The sequence below is a fragment of the Ruminococcus bovis genome, from assembly GCF_005601135.1.
Lineage (GTDB): Bacteria > Bacillota > Clostridia > Oscillospirales > Acutalibacteraceae > Ruminococcoides > Ruminococcoides bovis.
Window position 1 is genome coordinate 631,123 of record NZ_CP039381.1, and the last position, 21,323, is coordinate 652,445.

Genomic DNA, 21,323 nt, shown 5'->3' on the forward strand with positions numbered 1-21,323 from the left:
TTAACGAAAAATCCATAAATATTCAAGACAAATGAACATTTATGGATTTCAGTATATAATTTCTGTTATTTAGCCTTTTTGATTTGGCTATAAATCACCTTTGCAATCTGAATAATTACAGTAGGAATAAATGCCAGTAAACCGATAAAGCCTACCTGAGCACCTGTCAAAACTTCAACACTAAACAACGGTTGCATAAATGGTACAAACAGTACAAATGCAAGTAACAATACACCAACTACAAATGCACCTACACTATAGATATTTGAGAACAAACCAAGTTCAAAGATTGACTCTCTGCCTCTACAGTTAAAGCCATGGAAAAGTCTTGCAAGTGTAAGGGTAGCAAAAGCCATTGTACTTGCAACTGCCGAATTAACCTGTAGTCCAATATAGAAAGCAATAATTGTAACTGCACCGATTAATGCACCTTGTAGGAACATTAAAGTTGTAAAGTCCTTTGTCAGTATTCCTGTTTTTGGGTCTCTCGGTTTTTGCCTTAGAATGTCTTTATCCGGCATTTCCATACCGATTGCAATTGCCGGAAGTGAGTCGGTAAGCAAATTGATGAATAGTAAATGTACTGCTTGGAAAGGTACAGGCAAAGCAAAGAAAGAAGTATATAGCACTGCAAAGATACCTGCCATATTACCTGAAAGTAGGAACAGAATTGAGTTCTTAATATTTCTAAAAACATTTCTGCCATTTGCAACTGCTTTAATAATTGTTGCAAAGTTATCATCCTGAAGAATCATTGATGATGCATCCTTAGAAACTTCTGTACCGGTAATACCCATTGCAACACCAATGTCAGCTTTCTTTAGTGCCGGTGCATCATTAACACCATCACCTGTCATAGAAACAATATTTCCTTTCTTCTGCCAAGCCTCAACAATTCTGATTTTGTTTTCAGGAGAAACTCTTGCATAAACAGAAATTCTCTCAATAGTCTTGTCAAGCTCAGCATCACTCATAGAGTCAAGCTCCATACCGGTAACTGCAATGTCACCATCTTGGAAAATTCCGATTTGCCTTGCAATTGCAGTGGCAGTAACCTTGTGGTCACCTGTAATCATAATTGGTTTAATACCGGCACTTATAGCATCTGCTACTGCTTGTTTTGACTCTTCTCGTGGTGGGTCAATCATAGAAACCAAGCCTAAGAAAATATAGTCATACTCAGTATCAACACTTAACTGTTCATCAGACTCTTTATAAGCAAAGGTCAGAACTCTCAAACCTTCTTCAGAATACTTTTTGTTCTGTAATAAGATTTTTTCTTTATCTTCTTTTGTAATAGGTCTTACACCGTCTTTAGTAGCAATACTGATACATCTATCAAGTATTACATCCAAAGCACCCTTAGTTAAAATATGGTTAACACCATGCATTTTGTACTTAGTACTCATCATTTTTCTGTCTGAGTCGAAAGGTACTTCCTCTATTCTTTCAAGAGACTTTCTAATATCATTTTCGTCATAACCGATTTTACGGAATGTTTCCAGCAAAGCATATTCTGTAGGGTCACCGATACCCTTACCGTCAACAATACTTGAATCATTGTTAAGCACCATATCATAAACTAAATGTCTGTGACTTTCCACATCAAGGTCAAGTTGTTCTTCAAAGATACTTTCGTGATTAATATAGATTTTCTGTACAGTCATTTTGTTCTGTGTCAATGTTCCTGTTTTGTCAGAACAAATAACAGATACACAACCTAAACTTTCTACTGCTTTTAAATCCTTAATAACTGCATTTTCCTTAGCCATTTTCTGAGTACCCATTGCCTGAACAATAGTAACAATAGAACCTAAAGCCTCAGGAATAGCAGCTACTGCAAGTGCTACAACAAACATCAATGACTCAAGGATAGTATCTTTGTTAATAACCGGTGCTTGAATAAGGTTTAGCACAAAAACAATAGCAGAAATAATCATAATGATTATTGCAAGTTTTGCAGAAAATTTATCTAGGCTAACCTGTAAAGGTGTTTTCTTCTCTTTAGCACTATTCATTAAGGTTGCGATTTTGCCGATTTCGGTTTCCATACCTGTAGCAGTAACACACACCATTGCTCTACCGTAAGTTACTAAGCTACCTGAATAAACCATATTTGTTCTGTCAGCTAAAGGAACTTCCTTATCAATTATACCGTCATTTTTATCAACATTAGTTGACTCACCTGTAAGGGAACTTTCGTTAACCTGTAAGGAATAGTTATTGATTATTCTACCGTCAGCAACAATCAAGTCACCTGCCTCAAGAATAACAATGTCACCTTTAACAACCTTCTTTGAGTCAATTTCAATTTTCTCACCGTTACGAATAACCTTAGCACTAGGTGATGAAAGTGATTTTAAGCTATCGAGAGTTTTTTCTGCTTTAATATGTTGCACTGTACCTAAAATTGCATTAAGAATAATAACTGCAAAAATTACAACAGTACCCTCTAGGTTTCCGGAAAAAATTGAAATAATAGCAGCAATAATCAGAATAATAACTAACAAATCTGCAAACTGAGAAATAAACACACTAAAGGCTGATTTTTTCTTGCCCTCAGCCAAAGCATTTTCCCCATCTTTCTCCAGTTTTTCTTTTGCCGTTTTGTCCGTAAGACCATCTTTTGAAGTACCATACTGCTTTAGCACTTCTTCACTAGGCATTTGATACAAGTTTTTCATCTTTTCTCCTCCCCAAAAGAAAATAATGATAAAGAGTAAAAAGAGAACAAAAAAAGAGACTTTTATTGCAACACCCAATAACCTTAGGTACTACAATAAAAGTCTCGTTCTTTAAGATATAACCGATACCAAAAGGTATGTGTACTGACGGTTATACCACAGTATTCTGCGAACTACTCCCCTTTATTGCTTTGATATTATCACATTAATCTTGCTTTGTCAACTATTTATTTTACATTTAATATATAAATATTATTTACAATTAATCTCTTGATTTATACAATTATTTATTATACCATAATAATGCAAATTTATTAATTTAATATTAGAAAGGATATTTTATGAAAGTAACAAAAATAATAAGTATAGTTTTTGCTATTGTAATTGCAATTTCACTATGCTCTTGTGGTGATGAAAGTAAAGACAATTCTGTATCAATAACTACAGAACAAACAACAACTGTTGACCAATACAAAGAAGTTAAAAACAAAATCAACAGTACAATGCTACTTTACTGCAACTCTTTAAAAGAACATAATGCTGATAACTTTAATATGTGCTTTGTAAAGGACAAAAGAGAAAACTACAGTAAAGGTGAAATTACTGCTCTATTTGATACTGTAGAAAAATGTAAATTACAGAAGATTGACTTTAGCACATTAAAAAATGTGGGCAATGATAAATTTACAGTTGAAGTATACTATACTATAGTATATTCAAATGACTATGTTCCTGTGGGTAATCGTAAGGTAGGCAAAAATGCCCTACACGAAAGATTTACTTTTAATAAAGTAGATAAAGACTACCTTATCTCTAATATGGAGTATGATTGGTAATTTGTTCTAGATTTATTTGTTTTACAAATTTGGGTTTGTGGGGTTATAACTCACCTTGTTTTGTGGTAGATATTTAGAATTAGCAGAGACTAACCAGCCTCCCTTGTGTAAAGGGAGGGGGACCACGAAGTGGTGGAAGGATTGTCTAGTAGGCAGTAATAGATAGATAAAATTTAGATAGGAAAACAAAACCTATTATATATCTATCGAATAAAATTGATATAACAAAAAGTATGTACCATAACAATCCCTCAGTCGCTCTTTAAGAGTAAATTGTCATTCTTCCAATTTACGAGCGACAGCTCCCTTTACACAAGGGGAGCCTTATTTGCTAAAATTTAACACTTTACATCTAGCACCACAACCCTGATTTATCTGCCTCACCTATACCCACAATCCAAATTAAAAAGCAGAAACCACAAAGGCTTATTCATTTCAAATGAATAAGCCTTTATTTTTTCTTTTATTTAAATAATCCTCAAGGATAATTGTGGCAGCAACTGTATCCACCACATTCTTTCTTTTCTTACCTCTTGTATCGGTAAAGTTAAGGTAATTATGGGCAGTTATTGTTGTACCTCTTTCGTCCTGCATATCAACATTAATACCGGACATTTCAGCAAGTTTTTCTGCAAATTCTCTTGCACCTTTTGCAGAGTCACCCTCACTGCCATCCATATTCTTAGGAAGACCAACAACAATAAGTTCTGCTTTCTTTTCCTTAGCTAGGTTAGAAATTTTCTCAAGGAGTCTCTCCCTATTATATTCACTAATTTGGGTTAGTGGTGAACTTAGCATTTCCAGTTTGTCACAAATTGCAATACCTGTTCTTGCTTTGCCCAAGTCCACAGCCATAATAATCATATTTATTGCCTTTCTACTTGCAATAATTGTAGTACTTAAAACAGAAAATCTCCTTACTGAAAAATATCATTAGTAACACTTTCATCGGTTTTTACATACACAGAAAGGTTGTTTTCACCATCTGCTTGTGCAATAAAAACATCAGAAATTACTGCACCGCTTTCCTTTACCTTTTCATTTAGCCACTGTTCATCTTTGCCACATTGCTTTAGGTTTTTGTAAAGGATTTTACCGTCCATAATCAATATAGGTTCAGCCTCTGCTTTCTTAGGTTTCATACCCATATCATATGGTGTCAAAGGTGCTTTCTCACTTTTTGGAAGTACACTAACCATACCGTTACTTTCCAGATAAGCACACTCAATATCCTTAATAGAAAAGTAACCCTGTGCTCTAACCTCTGTCAAAAACTCACCAATATCCAGCTTACACTTTAAAAGATTTTTCTTGTAGAACTTTCCATTCTTAAAAATGATAGTTGTCTTACCTGAAAAAAATCTCCTTAGTGGCATTGTAGTTAATGAAATATAGGAAATAGCAACTGCCACCAAACCATAAATTATCATAGCAGTTAAAGGTTCCAGCACATTATCCCATTCTTCTGTTGAAAGCTCTGCTGCAATAGAACCGATTGTAATACCGTTAATATAGTCAAAGGTAGATAACTGAGAAATCTGTTTATTTCCCATTAGCTTTGCCAAAATAAAAAGTACAATTATTGAAGTAAATGTTAATACTAAAGTTTTTATTATAACCATAAAATCACCACTACTATTATGATGATTCTATGGTTTATTATTCATTTTACCAAGGCTTTACAGAGCCTGTAATTTCACTTAATGACTTAATGCCATTCTTGTCCATAAATTCTGCAATGCCTTCATTGATTTTGATAGGTGCATATGGGTCGGTAAACATACAAGTACCAATCTGTAAAGCAGTAGCACCTGCCATTAACATTTCAATTGCATCTTGCCACTTAGAGATACCACCCATACCGATAATAGGAATCTTAACAGCATTTGCAGTTTGCCATACCATTCTTACTGCTACAGGGAAAATTGCAGGACCTGACATACCACCTGTGTTGTTCTTAATGATAGGTCTGCCTGTATTAATATCAATTCTCATACCTGTTAAAGTATTAATCATAGAAATTGCATCAGCACCATTTGCTTCAGCAGACTTTGCAATTTCTGCAATATCTGTAACATTAGGACTTAATTTTACAATAAGAGGCTTCTTGCAATGGTCACGAACATACTTTGTAATATTAGCAACACTTTCACAAGATGTACCAAAAGCAACACCACCACTTTTAACATTAGGACAACTAATGTTAAGCTCAATCATATCAATATCTGTATCACTTAGCTTTTCTGCCATTTGACCATATTCTTCCTGAGTGTTACCGGCAATATTTGCAATGATAACTGTACCTTGCTTTTTAAGCCAAGGTAAATCTTTCTCAATAAAATGGTCAACACCGGGGTTTTGAAGTCCAACTGCATTTAGAATACCTGAAGGAGTTTCTGCAATTCTTGGTGGTGGATTACCAAGTCTTTTCTTTAAAGTAATACCCTTACAAGAAATACCACCTAGGTTTGATAAATCATAAAAATTACTGTACTCATGACCAAAACCAAAAGTACCTGATGCTGCAATCAGTGGACTGTTAAAGTCAACACCTGCAACCTTTACTGATAAATCTGCCATTAAAATACAACCTCCTTGCTATCAAATACCGGACCGTCTTTACATACATGAACATAATCGTTTGTACCGTTTCTCTTAACTTCACAAGCACAAACCAAACAAGCACCAATGCCACAACCCATTCTTTCTTCAAGGCTTACTTGACAAGGTACATTATTTTCGTTACAAATTTCAGAAATTGCTCTTAACATTGGCATAGGACCACAAGCACAAACTTCATCAATTTCATCTAACTTTCTCTTTAACACATCAGTTACAAATGCCTTTTCACCTGCTGAACCGTCATCTGTTGTAAGGTAAAGTTCACAATTATCTTTACGGAAATCACTCTGTAAAATTACAAGGTCTTTGTTTCTGAAACCTGTAATTACAACCGGTTTTTCCTTTTGCTTAGATGCATATAACATTGGAGGTACACCAATACCACCACCGATAAAGCAATATCTCTTTTCAGGATTAATATCAAAACCATTACCCAGTGGTGCAAGAATGTCAAGTTCTTCTCCTACCTTAACTTTAGATAGAATTTCAGTACCCTCACCCTTTACCTGATAAACAAGTCTTAGGCAAGATTTGTCTGCATCACAAATAGAAATTGGTCTTCTAAGTACTTTTCCCGGTACAAGAATATGTGCAAACTGACCCGGTTTTGCCAGAACTGAAAGTTCGGAATTTTCAACCCACATATCAAAAATTCCTGTGGCAATTTCTTCATTTTTAATTACCTTAAACTTTTGTGCATCGTAACTCATAATTTCTCCTTAATAACTTAATTTCACCGTAACTACCGATAAGTTCTCTTTCTTAATAATAGAAACCCCTGACTTATCAATATAGTTACTTGGGTACATTGAATTTACTGTATCAATATAAGTAAAGAAAAGTTGATCACCAGAAACGAATAATTGGTCAACTGCACCGTTATATTCCAGGTAAACAGGATCAATATAAATATGAAAATACTTTTCTTTATTATTTGCTGCATTATAAAGTGCATTTGTCATTTCATCATTTTGATAACTGTACAAATCAGTAAAATGCACTGCTTTCTTTACATAATAGTTTTCTTCTGTACTGTCACATTCAGGTATAGAAAGGTTAAAGTTAATAGCCTTTACACCGTTAGTACCGTTAACCTCATCACTTGAACATTTTGAATAAACCTTACTGATTGTATGGTCTTTCTTTAGCTGACTTTCTGTAATATTAAAGTAATCATAACGGCTATATTCCTTGCCGTCATCCCAGCTAATGTCAGTATAGTACCAGTTACCGTTAATCTTCACTGCATTCCACATATGAAGTTCCTGACTGCCTTTACCTACTATACCTTTACTTTCAATTCCAAGTTGAGAAAGCAAGTAACCAAATGCCTTTGCATAACCCTCACATACTGCATTGCCATTTACAATCGCACCATAAGGTGTAAATGCCAAATAGTCATCATCTGAGTCCTTAACATCATCATCATATTTACATCTATCATTAATATAATCATGTGCTAAAAGTTCAAGAGAAAAATCATCAAGTCCATATTCAACAGAATTTATAAACTTATTAACTTCCTTATTAAGTTTATTTTGCATTGTCTTGATTTTTTCAGGTGGCTCATAACTATAAAGTTGTACTGCAGTATAACCCTCAGTATTGCTAAAACCAAACTTATCTGTTAACCAGAACAACATAGGATTATCCTCTTTTACAGCAGTAATTACAAGTCTGATTTCTGCTTGAGTAAGAACAGTATCTTCCATATTTACAATACTGCAAGGATAAATGTCATTTTCATCTTTTTCTTCGGCAACAGAATTTGTACTTTCCATTACCAAATCATAGAATTTTCTTTGGTCATCGGTTTGTAAAGAATTATAACCATTCTTGATTTCTATAGGAGTATAGTAATCACTTTTTTCTGACTGCTTTATATCTATATCTTTATAATCTGTATCGTCTTTATCTTTATTTAAATTTTCGTTTGAAACAGTAGTAGTTGTTGTTTTACTTTCAGCAGGTTTCTTAGTTTCATTACAACCAACAAAACTGCCTAATAATACACAACCCATAAACAAAGCTAATATTTGTTTTTTCACAATTATTCCTCTTTTCGTTACATTTTATTATACGATATAGGTTATAAATCATAATTCTATATTAGCATTATAATTTTCTGTTACAAGTGTTTTTTATCTGGGATTTTCCTAATCACATTAAAAATAAAATCAATAAATTTTCAAAAATGCAATAATTGCATTGATAGGTTTTTCATTTTTCTCTACAATTTTATATAGTCATTTCCCCGTAATGGCTAAAAAATATAAGGAGGAAAATATGGATATAAAACACCAATCAATCATTCTTGATGTAAACAAGGCAAATATTTTGCCAAATATTATTGCACACCAAGGTGACCAAAAAACAAGATTTATAGATGTAACACTAACAATGTCCGGTGAAGAATTAATCCTAAATGATAGCTACAGAGCCATTCTTAAAGCCTCAAACAATGGTGAAGTTAAAGCTATTAATGACTGTGAAATTGATTTGGAACAGAACATTATTATTGTTGAATTAACAAGTACAATGCTTGATACTGCCGGTTTTCTAAATTGTGAAATCACAGTAGTGGATGAAGATAAATACATAACTTCACAGAATTTTCTTGTAGAAGTTTCTCTCAGCACAGTTAGTGATGAAGATGAAATTGAAACTTCAAAGGAATACGGTACATTAGTTAGACTTATGAATGAAGTATCTAAAATTGAAAGTGATGCAAAGGTAGTTAAGGATATAATCAGCCACCTAGCTGAAATTACTGATATTGATGAACTTGTAAATAGCAAGGCTGATAAGGAAACTGTTGAAAAAGAGTTAGCTAAGAAAGCTGACACAACAGACCTTGATACAAAGGAAAATATATCTAACAAAATTGATACAATCAACTTTCCCAGCACAACCTACTATCCATCCAGCAAAGCAGTTTGGGACTATGTTACTTCTAAAATTTCAACACTAATTAATGATATTGAAAATCTGAAAAATAACAAAGTTAATATTACCGACTTTAATACTTTTAAAGATACAACCAATCAGGCAATTGCAAGTCATTCTACAAACATTAATACTAATGCAAAAAGCATTAAAACTATGAAAGCTGACCTTGACAAGAAAGAGAAGTTTATCAAAAATCTTACAATCAAAAATACTACAGAAAAATCAACTAGTGTTGTACTTAATGACAGTAGTGATTGTAATATTGTTGATTTAATTTGTGGTGAAAAAGATAACAGTAAGCAAATTGCATTTTACAGAAAAAATCTATTTGATTTTAACAGTATCCGTGTATACGGAAACGACTCAGTAAGTAATATTGTTGTCAATAAAGATAACAAATCAATATCTTTCACCACATCAGAAACAGGTGCTAATTCAGGTGTTTACATCAGGCATAACAATTATCTGGACTTTAAAGGCTATGGCATAGATTATACAAAGTTAAGTGGTAAACCTGTTGCATTATCATTTGACATTCAATCGGACATTAATTGCAAAATTGGAATTCAATTTATACAACTTTATAGTTACAACTACTTTGATATAACACCAACAAAGCAAAGAATTGTTGTTACAGACACAGTTGATATTAATAAGCTAAATAAAGCACTTTGCTTTTACACTAACAAAACAAAAGCCAATATCACAATCAGCAACATACAGATTGAAGTTAATAATACTGCTACAGATTATGAAGATTGTGATTGTCAAAAAGTTACTTTGGCTAATGCTGATGTAAACTCATTGCATACATATTACCCAAGTACAACTGTTATTAGTGACAGTGATTTTATCTTAAATTATATTGCCGACCCTAAAAATTATATAGACAGTAAAGTTAGTTAAAATCACTACTACAATAATATTTCATAAAATGTAATACCATTGGAACAGAAAAATCAAGAATAAAAAGTTCCCATTTTATCAAAAACATCCTGTATGGGAACACAAGTAAAAATATAAAGAAGGGATTTTATGAGTGGAGAAGTAGTTGTTGCACTAATTACACTACTGGGTTCGGCTATCGGTACAATCGGTGGTATTTTTGCAACAAACAAAATGACTGCTTACAGAATAGAACAACTAGAGAAAAAAGTTGACAAACACAACCAAGTAGTTGAAAGAATGTATGAGGCAGAAAAAAATATTTCTGTTATTTCGGAAGAAATCAAAAATGTAAATCATAGAATAGAAGAACTAGAACATTAGGAGGAATGTATTTGAAAAATTTTAAACAATGGCTAAAGTGTGCTACTGTCAGAGCCATAAAAACCATAGCACAAACTGCAGTTTCAACCATTGGTGTTACTGCAATGATGGATGAAGTAAACTGGGTTGCAGTAGTTTCTGCTTCCCTACTTTCAGGTATTTTGTCTATGCTAACTTCAATCTCAGGATTACCGGAAGTAAAGGAGGACACTACTAATGCAAAAGGCAATTGATGTTAGCAAATGGAACGGTGACATTGACTACACCGGTGTAAAATCTATAGGTATTAACAATGTAATTATTCAATGTGGTTACGGAATGGAAAGTAATCAGAAAGACCCATACTTTGATAAAAATTACAGAAAAGCAAAAGAAAATAAAATGCGTGTTGGTGTGTATCATTACAGTTATGCAAAGTCAGTTAATGAAGCAAGAAAAGAGGCAAACACCTGCCTAAAATGGATTAAAGGTAAGGACCTTGACCTACCAATTTATATAGATATGGAAGAAGAGAATTTGACCTATTTAGGCAAAGAAGTCCTAACTAAAATTGCAATTGAATTTTGCAAGGTAATTGAAAAATCCGGATATACTGCCGGTGTATATGCCAATGCAAACTGGTTCAAGAACTATTTAAATTATAACGAAATCAAGAAAAATTACAGCATTTGGCTTGCACAATATGGAGATAAGAAAGATTTTAGTTGTGACATTTGGCAATACACTTCACAAGGTAAAATCAGAAAAAATGCAAGTAACTTTGATATGAACTATATCTACAAAAATCCTGTTATTTATGTAACAGTAAAGAAGAAAACAGGACTTTATAAATATGGATACAGAGATTATATTACCGGAACAAGTAAAGTAGAAAAAACTGTTGAGAAAGGAACAAAGCTAAAATGGATTTATGACGATATGTATGGTTGGTCAAAGATACAGTATCAAGGAAAGGATTATTTCGTTACAAATTCTGTTCTAAACAGAAGTAGCCTTTCAACATTTCCTAAGGAAGTTTTGAAAAAAGACACCAAGGTTTATGTAATTAAAAATAATAAAATTGAGAAATCAAAAGTTTTAAGAAAAGGTAAAAAAGTAACCCTTGTGTGTACCTTTGAAAATGGTAAATTCAAAGGCTATGACTACCTTTCCTCAGGTATAAACAGATACCTGAGAAAGTGATTTTACAATTAGTTTTATTGCATTTTATTTTTTATAATTAGTTTTTGCTTTTACAAATAACTTTTCATCGTATAGTGTTATGGTTTTTGTATTAGCTTTCGGTGTAATTATTTACTATTTTATAACCACTTTTCATTATAATTAATTTCTATTTAGGGAGCATTTTATGCTCCCTATTGTTCTGTCTTTTCTATAATTCTAAATAAAAATTGTCTGTATAAATTTGGGTTTTCAATTTTATTTTTTAAGATAAATCAGTAATATAAATTAGGGTTTTTCAATTTTATCTGTGGGTTAAGGTGAATTTATTTTAAATTCAATCAGCTATAAAGAAAAATTTACAAAAATATCATACCTTATACCATCGTTAAAGTGTGGCTAACAGGTGTAGGGGACATCATTGATGTCCCGTTACAAGCTACCCTAAATAAAGGTATTATGCCCTATGTAGATATTACAAATTTATAGTCTGTAAATAGGACAAAAATCCCATAGGTATCACACTTTTTTACGGGCGAACACTGTTCGCCCCTACGACTGTGAGCCATAATATGATATAAAAATCGGTACTGTTTATGTTACATAATATTGTTATATTATTAATTGTGCAATAACTTGGTATATAAGAGAGAAAGGACATAGTATACACTTTTTAGTATTTAAATATCACCACAACCCAAATTTATCGAATAAATATTAGTATAAACATTGTTAATTTGAAATATTTGACAAATTATGTTTAATTTTATATAATCAAGACTATATTTAAAAAGAAAATCAAGAAATGGTATTACAAATTATTATGTTAGTTATTGCAATAGCTTTTATAGTTATTCAATGTATGTTCTTAGGAAAGAAAAAGTTACTCGGCTTACTATTGCCACTTATTTGCTTTATCGGTTCAATAGGCATTTTAGTTTCTCAACCGGCAATTACCAACCTAATCTCGGATGGCTTTACAAATGGCAGTCACTATTATTCAGTTACTGTTGAGAAAGATAATTCACAAAGTCAGCATATCTTCCAAAACAAAAATGATGAAAAAGAATTTGTTAATTCTCTTGACTCAAAATCATTGGTACTTGAAGAAACAGAAATCGAAAGAACTAAGGAATGGTATATGTTTTAGGAGAATTTCTTTTCATTACAAATATACCAACCATCATTCTTCTAATTATTTATATGCGTAAACAAATATGGAATTATATAGATAAAAAAGAAGAACAAGAATCTTTATAACAACTCTAAGGGGCAGTGTATTCACTGCCCCTTATTTTACGGTTGATTTAATTTCGCTATAGTTTTATCTTTATAGTTAAACTACAGTTCATTAATTCTTTATAGCTGAAAATTCGGTTTATTATTTAACTGCGTTTTCGTAGCTTTCAATCATTTTCTTGCTCGTTTTCCCCGTACGACCAATAGATTTAGCGAGGTTTTTGACGACTTTTCCGCCTGCGTTCAGCTCGATTTCAAGCCTCATTCCGTTTTCTTCGGGGTATACAAGTATCTGCTTGATGAACCTGTCCACAAAGCTGCGATCAAGCTCGTCTCCGTTAAGGCTTTCGGCGGCGAGATCGAGGATGGAACGGATCTCAGCAAGTTCTTTGTTAACATCCTTTCTGTTTTGCATTTGGTCGGTGATGGCGGTGATCTCTTCCTGACAGTGGTCGATCTCTTCGTCGCATTCAGCAGACATCCGTACAAATTCGCTGTCCGGGAACCGTCCCTCAATATTGAGCTGTAACAACTTTTGCTTTTTCTTTTGTTCGTTCGCGATGCTCTTATTTAGGGTTTCTATTCGGTTCGCGCCTTCGTTGGTGTTAAGGAGTTCCTCGGACAACCGCATAATGAGTTCCGACAGCTCGTTGATATTCTGCTGGCTTGATTTGAACACGTCCTCTAATATCGGAATGATCTCGTTTTCGTATATCGTCATCGACGGACAGCTCTCCGCTCCGTTTTTGATTTTACCCGAACACCGCCACGCTGAATTTGCCGTTCCCTTTTTGCTGACCGAATCCTTGCGGTAGAACGGCTTACCGCAGTGAGCGCAAATCAACTTGCCTGTAAGCAGATTATTGTGGTTGGTCTTGTTTTGCTTTTGGATAACGTCGAGACTTCTGACCTTTAGGACTTCGTTGGCTCTTTTCCAAAGCTCCTCCGATACGATCTGCGGTACTGTCTCCCCTGTTTCGTCTTTGAAGATGACCCACTCTTCCTCGGGCAGGAATTTCTGCTTTTTGGTGAACATATCGATTATCTGAACTTTGTTGCCGACGTAGTAGCCCATATACTTCGGGTTACGAATGATGTTCGCCATCGTATTGTGCGCGAGCTTATTGCCGCGCGTGTTGCGAACGCCCTTGTTATAAAAGTAGGTTTCGAGGTTCTTCATGCTGTACTTGCCGGTGGCGTACAGTTCGAACAACTCCCTGACTATCGCAGCCTGTTCCTCGTCGATATACAGCCTCTTGTCTGCTTTGCGGTAGCCGAAGATATTGCTGTTGCCGAGCACCACGCCATTCTTTATCGCCTGATGATGTCCCCACTTAACGCGCGAGCTGATTTTACGGCTCTCGTCCTGCGCCATAGATGCCATGATCGTCAGCCTGAATTCCGAGTCATCATCGAGCGTGTTGATGTTGTCATTCTGAAAATATACCGCAACGCCGTTGGCTAACAGCTGACGGGTATACTGTATGCTGTCGAGCGTGTTACGGGCGAATCGGGATACCTCTTTGGTGACGATAAGGTCGAACTTTCCATCCAAAGCATCGTCGATCATCTCATTGAACTTCTCGCGCTTTTTAGTAGACACACCCGAAAGTCCTTCGTCGATATATCCTCCCGCGAATTCCCAGTTCGGCATATCACCGATATATTCTGTAAAGTATTGCTTCTGATTTTCAAGGGAATTGAGCTGTTCAAGATAATCCGTGCTGACGCGGGCATAAAACGCTACGCGCAGAGGCAGATCCCTGAAGCTTATACCCTCGCTTTTGATTTGATTTCTGACAGATAATATATCCATTGATTTTACCTCCTTCCCAAACACTACCACGACAATTCGGTAATGTCCAGTCAAAATAGAATATACTTTTATTATAGTTTGGAACAGCCTCCTTTGCATTAGGAGGCTGTTCCCAGTTTTGTCAGATTTTACCTTTATACTTCCGGCTCAGCTCCCTATCGATCAACCGCATGAGTTTTCGGTATTCTTCATCATTGAATACCCTATGATGCAGTGCGTTTGCAAAATGCTCCAGCCACAACCTGTCGCCGATCGGGTTACCGTTACTGATAACTGCTTCCGTAGTCTTTGCTCCCTTCGGATTGGTTTCAGTTTTATTGTTGGCAAAATCTTCTTGATTTATAACTTTCTTTTCCGATGCCATAAGGCATCACAGATTCAAATTGTTTTTCCGTTTCCCTCCTTATCCTTGTATGATGATGGTGTAAATAGCAATTTTCATAGTGGGTTTCCTTTCATTTACATTGAAATTCCCTGCTCTCGTTCGTAGTCCTCACGGGTGCAGTAGGTGTGGAAGGCTACGTTGGAAATCTTTCGTCCAAGGATTTTCTCCAACCTCAACTTCTCCATCGTATTCATTTCTTTGATATAATGCGGCTGATAATAGTAGTCCGCAGGCACAGATGAAAGAATATCTCCGAGGAGATTAAACAGTCCTTCAGTGCTTGTCATGGTGAAGCTGTCGTCGTGATACGGCGTGACGTAGTCGCAATAGGTATCGAGCATTGCGCCGTCACAGCCGCCCATGGCGAAGTACAATTCAAGATTGTTTTTCAGAAAACGCTCGTCGAAAAGTTTATTGTCACGGACTTTGTAGCCCTCGGGCGTGGTGAAGGTGATATATTTATATTTGTCCTCCCATTGTACACCGTAGCCGTGCTCGTGCATATACTCGATGAATTCTTCTTTTGTCGCCGACCAGCCGATGGCGTAGGAAGCGGTTTCTATCAGATTACGCTTCCATCTTGAGTGGCGCGGATTCTTGGTTTTGCTCTCGGTCACGCTCAGTCCATACTCACGGCACAGCTGATTGGAATACTCCTTTGCCTGGAACATTTCGTTGCGGCTCTGATGAAATTTCTTGCCGTTCTCGAAGTTGACGCTGTTCATAATCAGGTGATTATGGATGGCTTTTGTATTGATGTGCGTGGCAACAAGCACTTGAAAACCCGGAAAGTATTCCGCAAACTTCAATCCGATTTCGTGAGCGGTCTCGGGTGTGAGATCGTCATCGGGTGAGAAGGACTGCACGATATGGTAGTAACTTCTGCCGTCCTCTTTGTGAAACCGCTTCTTGACGAACCGGAATTCATCGAGAGCGCTCTCTGGTGAACAGTTGACGCCGCTGATTAATTTGCTCTCCGTCGCCTCACGGCGCGTGACATAATCAAAAATATTGTTCATCGGACTTCCTGCGTTAACGAATTTAACGACTGCCAAAGCCTTGCTACCTCCTCTCTTGTCTCGCGCAAATCGACCTCGTAACAGTAGCCGGAGTTGACGGCTCTGGTCAGTTGGTTGAGGTTGTTTCCGATTTTTCTCAGCTCATTTGCAACTTCATCTATGCCCTTGACGACGATAATCTTTTTGTCAAGCGCGCAATCACGCAGATACATACTCGGCGTTCGGTAGGAAGAGTACGCCTTTTCTTCGATAATTTCTCTCTGCTTCGGCGTGACTCTCGTTGAAATAATTTCAGTTTTCGGTTGTTTTTTTAAATAATTTTCCTCCATAGTTTTTCAAAATAGGGGCGCGGGCCTAGCTCGCATCCGCCTTTGCGGCCGCCGAATGAGGGCGGTCGTAATACAAAGGCGAAACTGGCAATAAAGCAGGCTTTTATTTTCTGTTTTTTAGAGTGGGTATGCTGTGTTTTGGGGCAACAGGAGCAACATTAAACTTCAGCGCACTGTTCATCAGCTTTTTCAAAAACAAATCGGAGCGACAAAGATGCAACATGCTGCACATTTGTCACCCCGACAGAAAAAGGAAAAATCCAGTGCTTACGGCGGTTTTGAAACTCTGTCACCCGCGTCACCCCTTTATTGTGATAACGCAGCAACAGCGTCAGCCTTGTCTTTTATCAAACAGATAAAGCGAAGCGTTTTGTCGCCTATGCGGATAGACTTTGTGTTTTTTCTTTTATCGTAAACGGTCAAGCCTTCCTCGGCGAGCGCTTTTATCAATCCGTTTTTGGAAATTGAAAACGCTTCGTCCTGCTCATTACATAATCGCTTCACCTGTTTGTGCGCGATATCGGCATTTAGATAATAATATTCATCATCTTGATAGCCGATATAGTTTACAGGCTTAAAGTCAAACGGATTGTCTTTATCAAGCAAAACAGCCTGTCCGCTTTCGATGAGCGAATAGAGCTTCTGGATAAATTTGTGCGTCGGTTTGTCCTGCTCAATACTACTGCTCTGCTTTTTTGCGAGATCATAAAGACAATCTCTGCACCGAATGAAAGTTGCCTGATATTCTTCTTCGGAAATGGCATCATGCTCAAACAGAAAGGATAAAAAGTATTCCATACCAATCATCAGCCATGCGTAGATTTCGGGCACTCTGCCGTGACAACTAATCCCTGAATTGATAAACTCCTGACGGTAATTCTGAAAGCTTTTCTTCAACTGATTGACGAATGACCGCTCTGTATCTTTGTCTTTCAGAAACCGCGCCTTTATCCATTCTGTGTACGCCAGCATACAACTGCGGAGTGTGTCTTTCTCTGCTTCGCGTTGAAATTTGGAAAGGTTATTCAGATCGATCATGCCATCGCGCAGCTCCAAGCAAAAATATCTTGCTGTTCCGCTCTCGCCAATGTCGGGAGCCTGCTCTGCTGTGATGATGGCGTTGCCCTGAGGCGGTCGAGATTCCATCGGAGTAGAATCAGATTTTAATCTTCCTCTGCCGATACGGTCTCCGTAGCCGCGCATAATCAGCTGGGCGGTTTCAGTCAGCTTGTTGGCTTCTTTCCTGCTGCTTGGGTGAAAGTCATCAATGCAGGTCAGCACGTCCTTCAATGAAAAGGCGTTGTACATAATACTGTTTGCGGTATCCCGAAATGACAATGGCAAATCCGAACTGTTGAACCTGCCGAAAAACGAAAGAAACAACGCCGCCAGTGTACTCTTGCGTGTTCCTGTTCTGCCGAGCAAACAGAGAACGAATTTCGGCTCGCAATTTGCCTGATGAAGAAACTCATTCAGCGGAGTCAGAAAAGTGAAAGCCAGCAACGGCAATGTGATTTCATCAGGTGCAAACGGAAAATAGCTTGTCATAAAATACGCGCTCGACAAATCTGAAACCGTCCAGCTATCAGCTTTTTCATACCGGCTGAGTTTTCCTCTCAAGCTGACATCATGCTTGCCGTCGTTTGGCAACAGATATTCCCAATGGTTGTCTATCAGCTTCCAGCCGGTAACATGATAGATTTGGATTCTCTCTGCGTTCTCTGCCGTTTGCTGAATGGCATGGCGGACGTATTCCTTGACGCTTCTCTCCGGTTCGAGAACGCAATCCGCGCCCCAACGCTCAATCAGCCAGTTGAAGGTTCCGAGTTCCGAGCCCATTACATCAATCTCCGGCAGCACTCTGCCGCTCGAATGAACGCCGCCTAAACGAAGCGCTGTCTTTACTTCCGCGCCGTCGTCAACACTGACCTCGCTGACAAGGTACGGCAGGAAGTTGCAGAGCTTCTTTGTGACCGTTCCGCTCTTGTTGGTTATCTCTTTATAGAGACAGCCGTTGATGATTTTGTACGGCGGCGGATACCGTACAAGGTCATTTGATTTGTTGCCGTCTGAAACGGCGTATGGATTTTCTTTCAGTTTCTATATACCTCCGAATTCAATTTGGAGACAACAGCTCTCGCCACACTGTTCCCTACACTTGAATTGTGGAAGAAAAAATAGTATACTTATATTTATTACGGACAAATTAAAACCTTCAACTGACAAATTAATTCGGGAGATAATAATGTTTGATATAATTTCCTTTTTCGTTGGTGATAAGAGCATTGAAATCAACGGCACCGCTTTTCCTCTCGGTGAACTAACCACGCAAACCCTGAACATTACAAAGCCTGAATTCAGCGAAATGTATCACTTGGCTGAGTCTGCTTTTGAAACGATATATAAAAACAAAACTCCTCCGTCAAAGGAGGAGTGGAACGATTGCAATAACAAGTTTATCAAGCTCGAGCGTATGATGTTCCGCTACCGTCTGCTTGCATTGATAAAAGACAATCGTCAGGTTTTGTATGAGACTCAAAGCTATGTTTCTCAGCTGTCTATACTTGATGACAACGAGAAGTACGAGATGTGTGAGAGTGAAGAAGCTTTGCGGAAAATGACTTTGGAATACAGCGAGTATGTCGACGAATGGGCTGAAAATTCTTTTCAACGCGATACGGATGATACGGAAGTTAAGGATATTCCACGCGAGCTTCTGATTTTTCCCGGCGATGTTCAGGAAAAGTGGGATTTCTATTGCAATTACTGCTCGAAATATCTTCATGTCCTTTACGATATTGCTTGGTTCGGAAACACGATACACAATTTTATTGATCATTATCTGTCCGCCCTGAAAAAACTGAACAGCGATAATTACGCCGCCGCGCTCTATGATTTTTTATACGGCGAAATGGCGGACAAGCTGGTTGCCAATCCTGTTCAGGGGAGCGGTTTATACTCACGCACTGACCCCATACTGATTGAATATATTCCGAGAGAAACTATCAAATGCAGTGGAAAATACAAAATATATACTTCCTATCAGGTCAAGCGTTTGCAGACGTTATTGAAAACGGATTTTTACTGCGCCTTGGAAGCGGGATATATCATTCGCAAATGTGAATACTGCGGAAGGTGCTTTCTGTTGAAAAAAGCCTACCATACAAAGTATTGTGACAATCCCGCGCCCGACAATCCAAAATATACCTGCGCTCAGCTCGGTTACCGCAAGCGCGGTATTAAGGAAACTGTTCCTGACAATCCAAAGGCTCAGTCGCTGAAACGCTGTCTGACAAGGATCGAGAAAGACTGCAGCAGGAACGCTATTACCGCAGAAGAAAAGGAATTGTTGAGCAACACGGCAAGAGATATGTATTACAGGGCAACAAGGGCGTCCGGAATAACTAACGAAGAATTTGAAACCTCACTTGCTTCCGAGAATTTATATTCCAAATGCGGCGTAAAACGCAAAACAAAACGCCGCGGCAGACCGAAAAGTACTGATTAAGGGACAATGGTCGGTTTATAATGGATAGTGAGGGGGTGATCGTATGACCGGTGAAGCACTTCTTTTGAAATATGAAGGATTGATCGCTTCTATTGCTAAAAAGGTTGCAGAGAGCTTTCACTGCGTAAAATATGATGAATACGGTTTGACCGAATACTCAAAGCAGTTATTGGATGATTTGAAAAGCGAGGGCACAGTTGAGCTTCTCCGCCTGATCCAATCAAAAGAATACGACAAAAGCAAGGGTGAATTCTCCACCTATATCTATCCTCACGTCAAGGGTGTCATGCGGCGATACCTTGAAAAGAATATGGGTGTGCTGTCCGTCAGCAAAAACGCTATGGATTTGATCCGCAAGATCCAGCAAGATTATTCACTTGGTAAACCGGCGGAAGAAATAGCCGAAGAATATAACGTACCAATTGAAGCCGTCTACCGATACGCGAATTACAATACGCATTTCTTCTCTGTCAATGACGCTTTCCCTGACGAACACGCGGAAAACCCATACGAACACATGACCACAAAGGATAACCATCCGGCTGATAAGATCGTCAACAAAAAGATTTGTGTTGAGCTTTTGAAGGAGCTGTTTGATTCGCTTTCTGAGAAGGATAGAGCTATCCTCGGTCACGCGTTCGGTGTATTCGGCTACGAAAAGAAAACACTCGACGAGATCGCTTGTGAAGAGATGATGAAACCCGACGGTGTAGAGAAAGCCAAAAAAGCTGCTTTGAAACGGCTGAAAAAGAAGTATCCTGACAGCAAATTAAAACTCTGGCAGGATATTTATAAGGCTGTAATGGGTATAAAATAAATAAAGGCTATGGTGAACGTTGTGTTCGTTACCATAGCCTTTATTTGCGCCCATACGCCGCGACAAATCGCCTGTGTGGGTTTTGTTCTGTTTTATCGGGTAACGGACTACGGGCATTCCCTTCGCGCGACACAGGGCAAAATTGGGTGCCTTAAAACTTGCCGCTCATAGCGTCAATCATCAGCCTTACAGCCAACGAAAAACCCTGGCAAAACGCGTCGCGTTCGCCGAGGCTCATCAACTCTGTGTGATTGTCTTTGATTTTTTCAAGTATAGCTTTTTGCTGCTCCGTCAGCGTAGCGGATAACTCCTGCTCATGACGAATTACCAGCTTTGCAGTAACGTCATACTCACTGCCGCGTTCCACTTCATATTCATGCGGAACGATGTTGCTGTAGTAAAGATTTTCGATATTCTATTCCTTTTATTTCAAAAGTACCAAATATTATATTGATAATCTGCTGTCGAAATAGGCTTTGGATACATATGAGGATTATCTTAGTTCGGATAAACCACTCACAGAGGAAGGAGCGTTGGAGTTGAAGAAGATAAAGAAACGATATGACTATGCTAAAATTCTGACAGGGCGCGTCAGATTTTCTCGCTGCTCATAAAGTCAACCATCAATCTAACAGCAAAAAATCACCCTCGGTGAGCGCGTAGCATTTACCGGGGGTGATTCACAATAA

General features: G+C 37.5%; 20 protein-coding genes. 8 read left to right on the top strand and 12 right to left on the bottom strand.

Going from position 1 to position 21,323, the window contains the following annotated elements:
* Positions 1-65: 65 nt before the first annotated feature.
* Positions 66-2,684 (bottom strand): cation-translocating P-type ATPase, encoded by a 2,619-nt coding sequence (locus tag E5Z56_RS03080; protein ID WP_138156472.1) that lies wholly within the window; start codon positions 2,682-2,684, stop codon positions 66-68.
* Positions 2,685-3,025: 341 nt separating this feature from the next.
* Here E5Z56_RS03080 and E5Z56_RS03085 point away from each other — a divergent pair, with 341 nt between their 5' ends.
* Positions 3,026-3,520: a hypothetical protein gene (locus tag E5Z56_RS03085; RefSeq protein ID WP_138156473.1), complete on the top strand. Its 495-nt coding sequence runs from the start codon at positions 3,026-3,028 to the stop codon at positions 3,518-3,520.
* A 435-nt stretch (positions 3,521-3,955) separates the two neighbouring features.
* Here E5Z56_RS03085 and ruvX read toward each other — a convergent pair whose 3' ends face one another.
* From ruvX to E5Z56_RS03110, 5 genes are read right to left on the bottom strand one after another with little or no spacing between them, the layout of a single operon-like run.
* Positions 3,956-4,384: a Holliday junction resolvase RuvX gene (ruvX, locus tag E5Z56_RS03090; protein ID WP_138156474.1), complete on the bottom strand. Its 429-nt coding sequence runs from the start codon at positions 4,382-4,384 to the stop codon at positions 3,956-3,958.
* 53 nt (positions 4,385-4,437) lie between these two features.
* Complete coding sequence (locus tag E5Z56_RS03095) at positions 4,438-5,142, bottom strand: DUF421 domain-containing protein (RefSeq protein WP_138156475.1); 705 nt, start codon at positions 5,140-5,142, stop codon at positions 4,438-4,440.
* Positions 5,143-5,188: 46 nt separating this feature from the next.
* The gene (locus tag E5Z56_RS03100; RefSeq protein ID WP_022504982.1) at positions 5,189-6,100 is read right to left on the bottom strand and encodes a dihydroorotate dehydrogenase; all 912 of its coding nucleotides are present in this window, start codon (positions 6,098-6,100) and stop codon (positions 5,189-5,191) included.
* Positions 6,100-6,852, bottom strand: a complete 753-nt coding sequence (locus E5Z56_RS03105; RefSeq protein ID WP_175405361.1) for a dihydroorotate dehydrogenase electron transfer subunit — start codon at positions 6,850-6,852, stop codon at positions 6,100-6,102. The genes E5Z56_RS03100 and E5Z56_RS03105 overlap by 1 nt, the downstream gene beginning before the upstream one ends.
* A 9-nt stretch (positions 6,853-6,861) precedes the next feature.
* Complete coding sequence (locus E5Z56_RS03110) at positions 6,862-8,190, bottom strand: transglutaminase domain-containing protein (protein ID WP_138156477.1); 1,329 nt, start codon at positions 8,188-8,190, stop codon at positions 6,862-6,864.
* A gap of 238 nt (positions 8,191-8,428) precedes the next feature.
* Here E5Z56_RS03110 and E5Z56_RS03115 point away from each other — a divergent pair, with 238 nt between their 5' ends.
* The 5 genes from E5Z56_RS03115 (at position 8,429) to E5Z56_RS03135 (ending at position 12,671) form a co-directional block, all read left to right on the top strand.
* Entirely contained in the window at positions 8,429-9,997 is a 1,569-nt protein-coding gene (locus E5Z56_RS03115) for a hypothetical protein (RefSeq protein ID WP_138156478.1), read from the top strand.
* Between the two features lie 129 nt (positions 9,998-10,126).
* Positions 10,127-10,360 carry a hypothetical protein gene (locus E5Z56_RS03120; RefSeq protein WP_138156479.1) on the top strand — a complete coding sequence of 78 codons (234 nt, stop codon included), beginning with the start codon at positions 10,127-10,129 and terminating at the stop codon, positions 10,358-10,360.
* Positions 10,361-10,371: 11 nt separating this feature from the next.
* Positions 10,372-10,593, top strand: a complete 222-nt coding sequence (locus E5Z56_RS03125) for a holin (protein ID WP_353884784.1) — start codon at positions 10,372-10,374, stop codon at positions 10,591-10,593.
* Complete coding sequence (locus tag E5Z56_RS03130; RefSeq protein ID WP_138156481.1) at positions 10,577-11,542, top strand: GH25 family lysozyme; 966 nt, start codon at positions 10,577-10,579, stop codon at positions 11,540-11,542. The genes E5Z56_RS03125 and E5Z56_RS03130 overlap by 17 nt, the downstream gene beginning before the upstream one ends.
* Positions 11,543-12,326: 784 nt before the next feature.
* The gene (locus E5Z56_RS03135) at positions 12,327-12,671 is read left to right on the top strand and encodes a hypothetical protein (protein ID WP_138156482.1); all 345 of its coding nucleotides are present in this window, start codon (positions 12,327-12,329) and stop codon (positions 12,669-12,671) included.
* 231 nt (positions 12,672-12,902) lie between these two features.
* Here the strand turns inward: E5Z56_RS03135 and E5Z56_RS03140 are convergent, their stop codons facing one another.
* From E5Z56_RS03140 to E5Z56_RS03160, 5 genes are all read right to left on the bottom strand, one after another.
* A complete protein-coding gene (locus E5Z56_RS03140) occupies positions 12,903-14,576 on the bottom strand; it encodes a recombinase family protein (protein ID WP_138156483.1) in 1,674 nt (557 codons plus the stop codon).
* A gap of 121 nt (positions 14,577-14,697) precedes the next feature.
* Positions 14,698-14,940 (bottom strand): hypothetical protein, encoded by a 243-nt coding sequence (locus tag E5Z56_RS03145; protein WP_138156484.1) that lies wholly within the window; start codon positions 14,938-14,940, stop codon positions 14,698-14,700.
* 95 nt (positions 14,941-15,035) lie between these two features.
* A complete protein-coding gene (locus E5Z56_RS03150; protein ID WP_175405362.1) occupies positions 15,036-16,016 on the bottom strand; it encodes a relaxase/mobilization nuclease domain-containing protein in 981 nt (326 codons plus the stop codon).
* Positions 15,977-16,309 (bottom strand): plasmid mobilization protein, encoded by a 333-nt coding sequence (locus E5Z56_RS03155; protein ID WP_138156486.1) that lies wholly within the window; start codon positions 16,307-16,309, stop codon positions 15,977-15,979. The genes E5Z56_RS03150 and E5Z56_RS03155 overlap by 40 nt, the downstream gene beginning before the upstream one ends.
* Positions 16,310-16,615: 306 nt before the next feature.
* On the bottom strand, positions 16,616-18,148 hold the full coding sequence (locus tag E5Z56_RS03160) for a hypothetical protein (protein WP_138156487.1): 1,533 nt from the start codon (positions 18,146-18,148) through the stop codon (positions 16,616-16,618).
* A 406-nt stretch (positions 18,149-18,554) separates the two neighbouring features.
* Between E5Z56_RS03160 and E5Z56_RS03165 the strand changes: the two genes are divergently transcribed.
* Both E5Z56_RS03165 and E5Z56_RS03170 read left to right on the top strand, forming a co-directional pair.
* A complete protein-coding gene (locus E5Z56_RS03165) occupies positions 18,555-19,817 on the top strand; it encodes a DUF6076 domain-containing protein (protein WP_138156488.1) in 1,263 nt (420 codons plus the stop codon).
* Between the two features lie 43 nt (positions 19,818-19,860).
* Positions 19,861-20,634, top strand: a complete 774-nt coding sequence (locus tag E5Z56_RS03170; RefSeq protein ID WP_138156489.1) for a sigma-70 family RNA polymerase sigma factor — start codon at positions 19,861-19,863, stop codon at positions 20,632-20,634.
* A 151-nt stretch (positions 20,635-20,785) separates the two neighbouring features.
* Here the strand turns inward: E5Z56_RS03170 and E5Z56_RS03175 are convergent, their stop codons facing one another.
* Positions 20,786-21,046 carry a DUF6809 family protein gene (locus tag E5Z56_RS03175; protein ID WP_138156490.1) on the bottom strand — a complete coding sequence of 87 codons (261 nt, stop codon included), beginning with the start codon at positions 21,044-21,046 and terminating at the stop codon, positions 20,786-20,788.
* Positions 21,047-21,323: the final 277 nt, after the last annotated feature.

Bases quoted from the DNA above. Each gene is read 5' to 3' on its own strand.
- E5Z56_RS03080 (WP_138156472.1), bottom strand. From the start codon at position 2,684: ATGAAAAACTTGTATCAAATGCCTAGTGAAGAAGTGCTAAAGCAGTAT.
- E5Z56_RS03085 (WP_138156473.1), top strand. From the start codon at position 3,026: ATGAAAGTAACAAAAATAATAAGTATAGTTTTTGCTATTGTAATTGCA.
- ruvX (WP_138156474.1), bottom strand. From the start codon at position 4,384: ATGATTATTATGGCTGTGGACTTGGGCAAAGCAAGAACAGGTATTGCA.
- E5Z56_RS03095 (WP_138156475.1), bottom strand. From the start codon at position 5,142: ATGGTTATAATAAAAACTTTAGTATTAACATTTACTTCAATAATTGTA.
- E5Z56_RS03100 (WP_022504982.1), bottom strand. From the start codon at position 6,100: ATGGCAGATTTATCAGTAAAGGTTGCAGGTGTTGACTTTAACAGTCCA.
- E5Z56_RS03105 (WP_175405361.1), bottom strand. From the start codon at position 6,852: ATGAGTTACGATGCACAAAAGTTTAAGGTAATTAAAAATGAAGAAATT.
- E5Z56_RS03115 (WP_138156478.1), top strand. From the start codon at position 8,429: ATGGATATAAAACACCAATCAATCATTCTTGATGTAAACAAGGCAAAT.
- E5Z56_RS03120 (WP_138156479.1), top strand. From the start codon at position 10,127: ATGAGTGGAGAAGTAGTTGTTGCACTAATTACACTACTGGGTTCGGCT.
- E5Z56_RS03130 (WP_138156481.1), top strand. From the start codon at position 10,577: ATGCAAAAGGCAATTGATGTTAGCAAATGGAACGGTGACATTGACTAC.
- E5Z56_RS03135 (WP_138156482.1), top strand. From the start codon at position 12,327: ATGGTATTACAAATTATTATGTTAGTTATTGCAATAGCTTTTATAGTT.
- E5Z56_RS03140 (WP_138156483.1), bottom strand. From the start codon at position 14,576: ATGGATATATTATCTGTCAGAAATCAAATCAAAAGCGAGGGTATAAGC.
- E5Z56_RS03145 (WP_138156484.1), bottom strand. From the start codon at position 14,940: ATGGCATCGGAAAAGAAAGTTATAAATCAAGAAGATTTTGCCAACAAT.
- E5Z56_RS03155 (WP_138156486.1), bottom strand. From the start codon at position 16,309: ATGGAGGAAAATTATTTAAAAAAACAACCGAAAACTGAAATTATTTCA.
- E5Z56_RS03160 (WP_138156487.1), bottom strand. From the start codon at position 18,148: ATGGGCTCGGAACTCGGAACCTTCAACTGGCTGATTGAGCGTTGGGGC.
- E5Z56_RS03165 (WP_138156488.1), top strand. From the start codon at position 18,555: ATGTTTGATATAATTTCCTTTTTCGTTGGTGATAAGAGCATTGAAATC.
- E5Z56_RS03170 (WP_138156489.1), top strand. From the start codon at position 19,861: ATGACCGGTGAAGCACTTCTTTTGAAATATGAAGGATTGATCGCTTCT.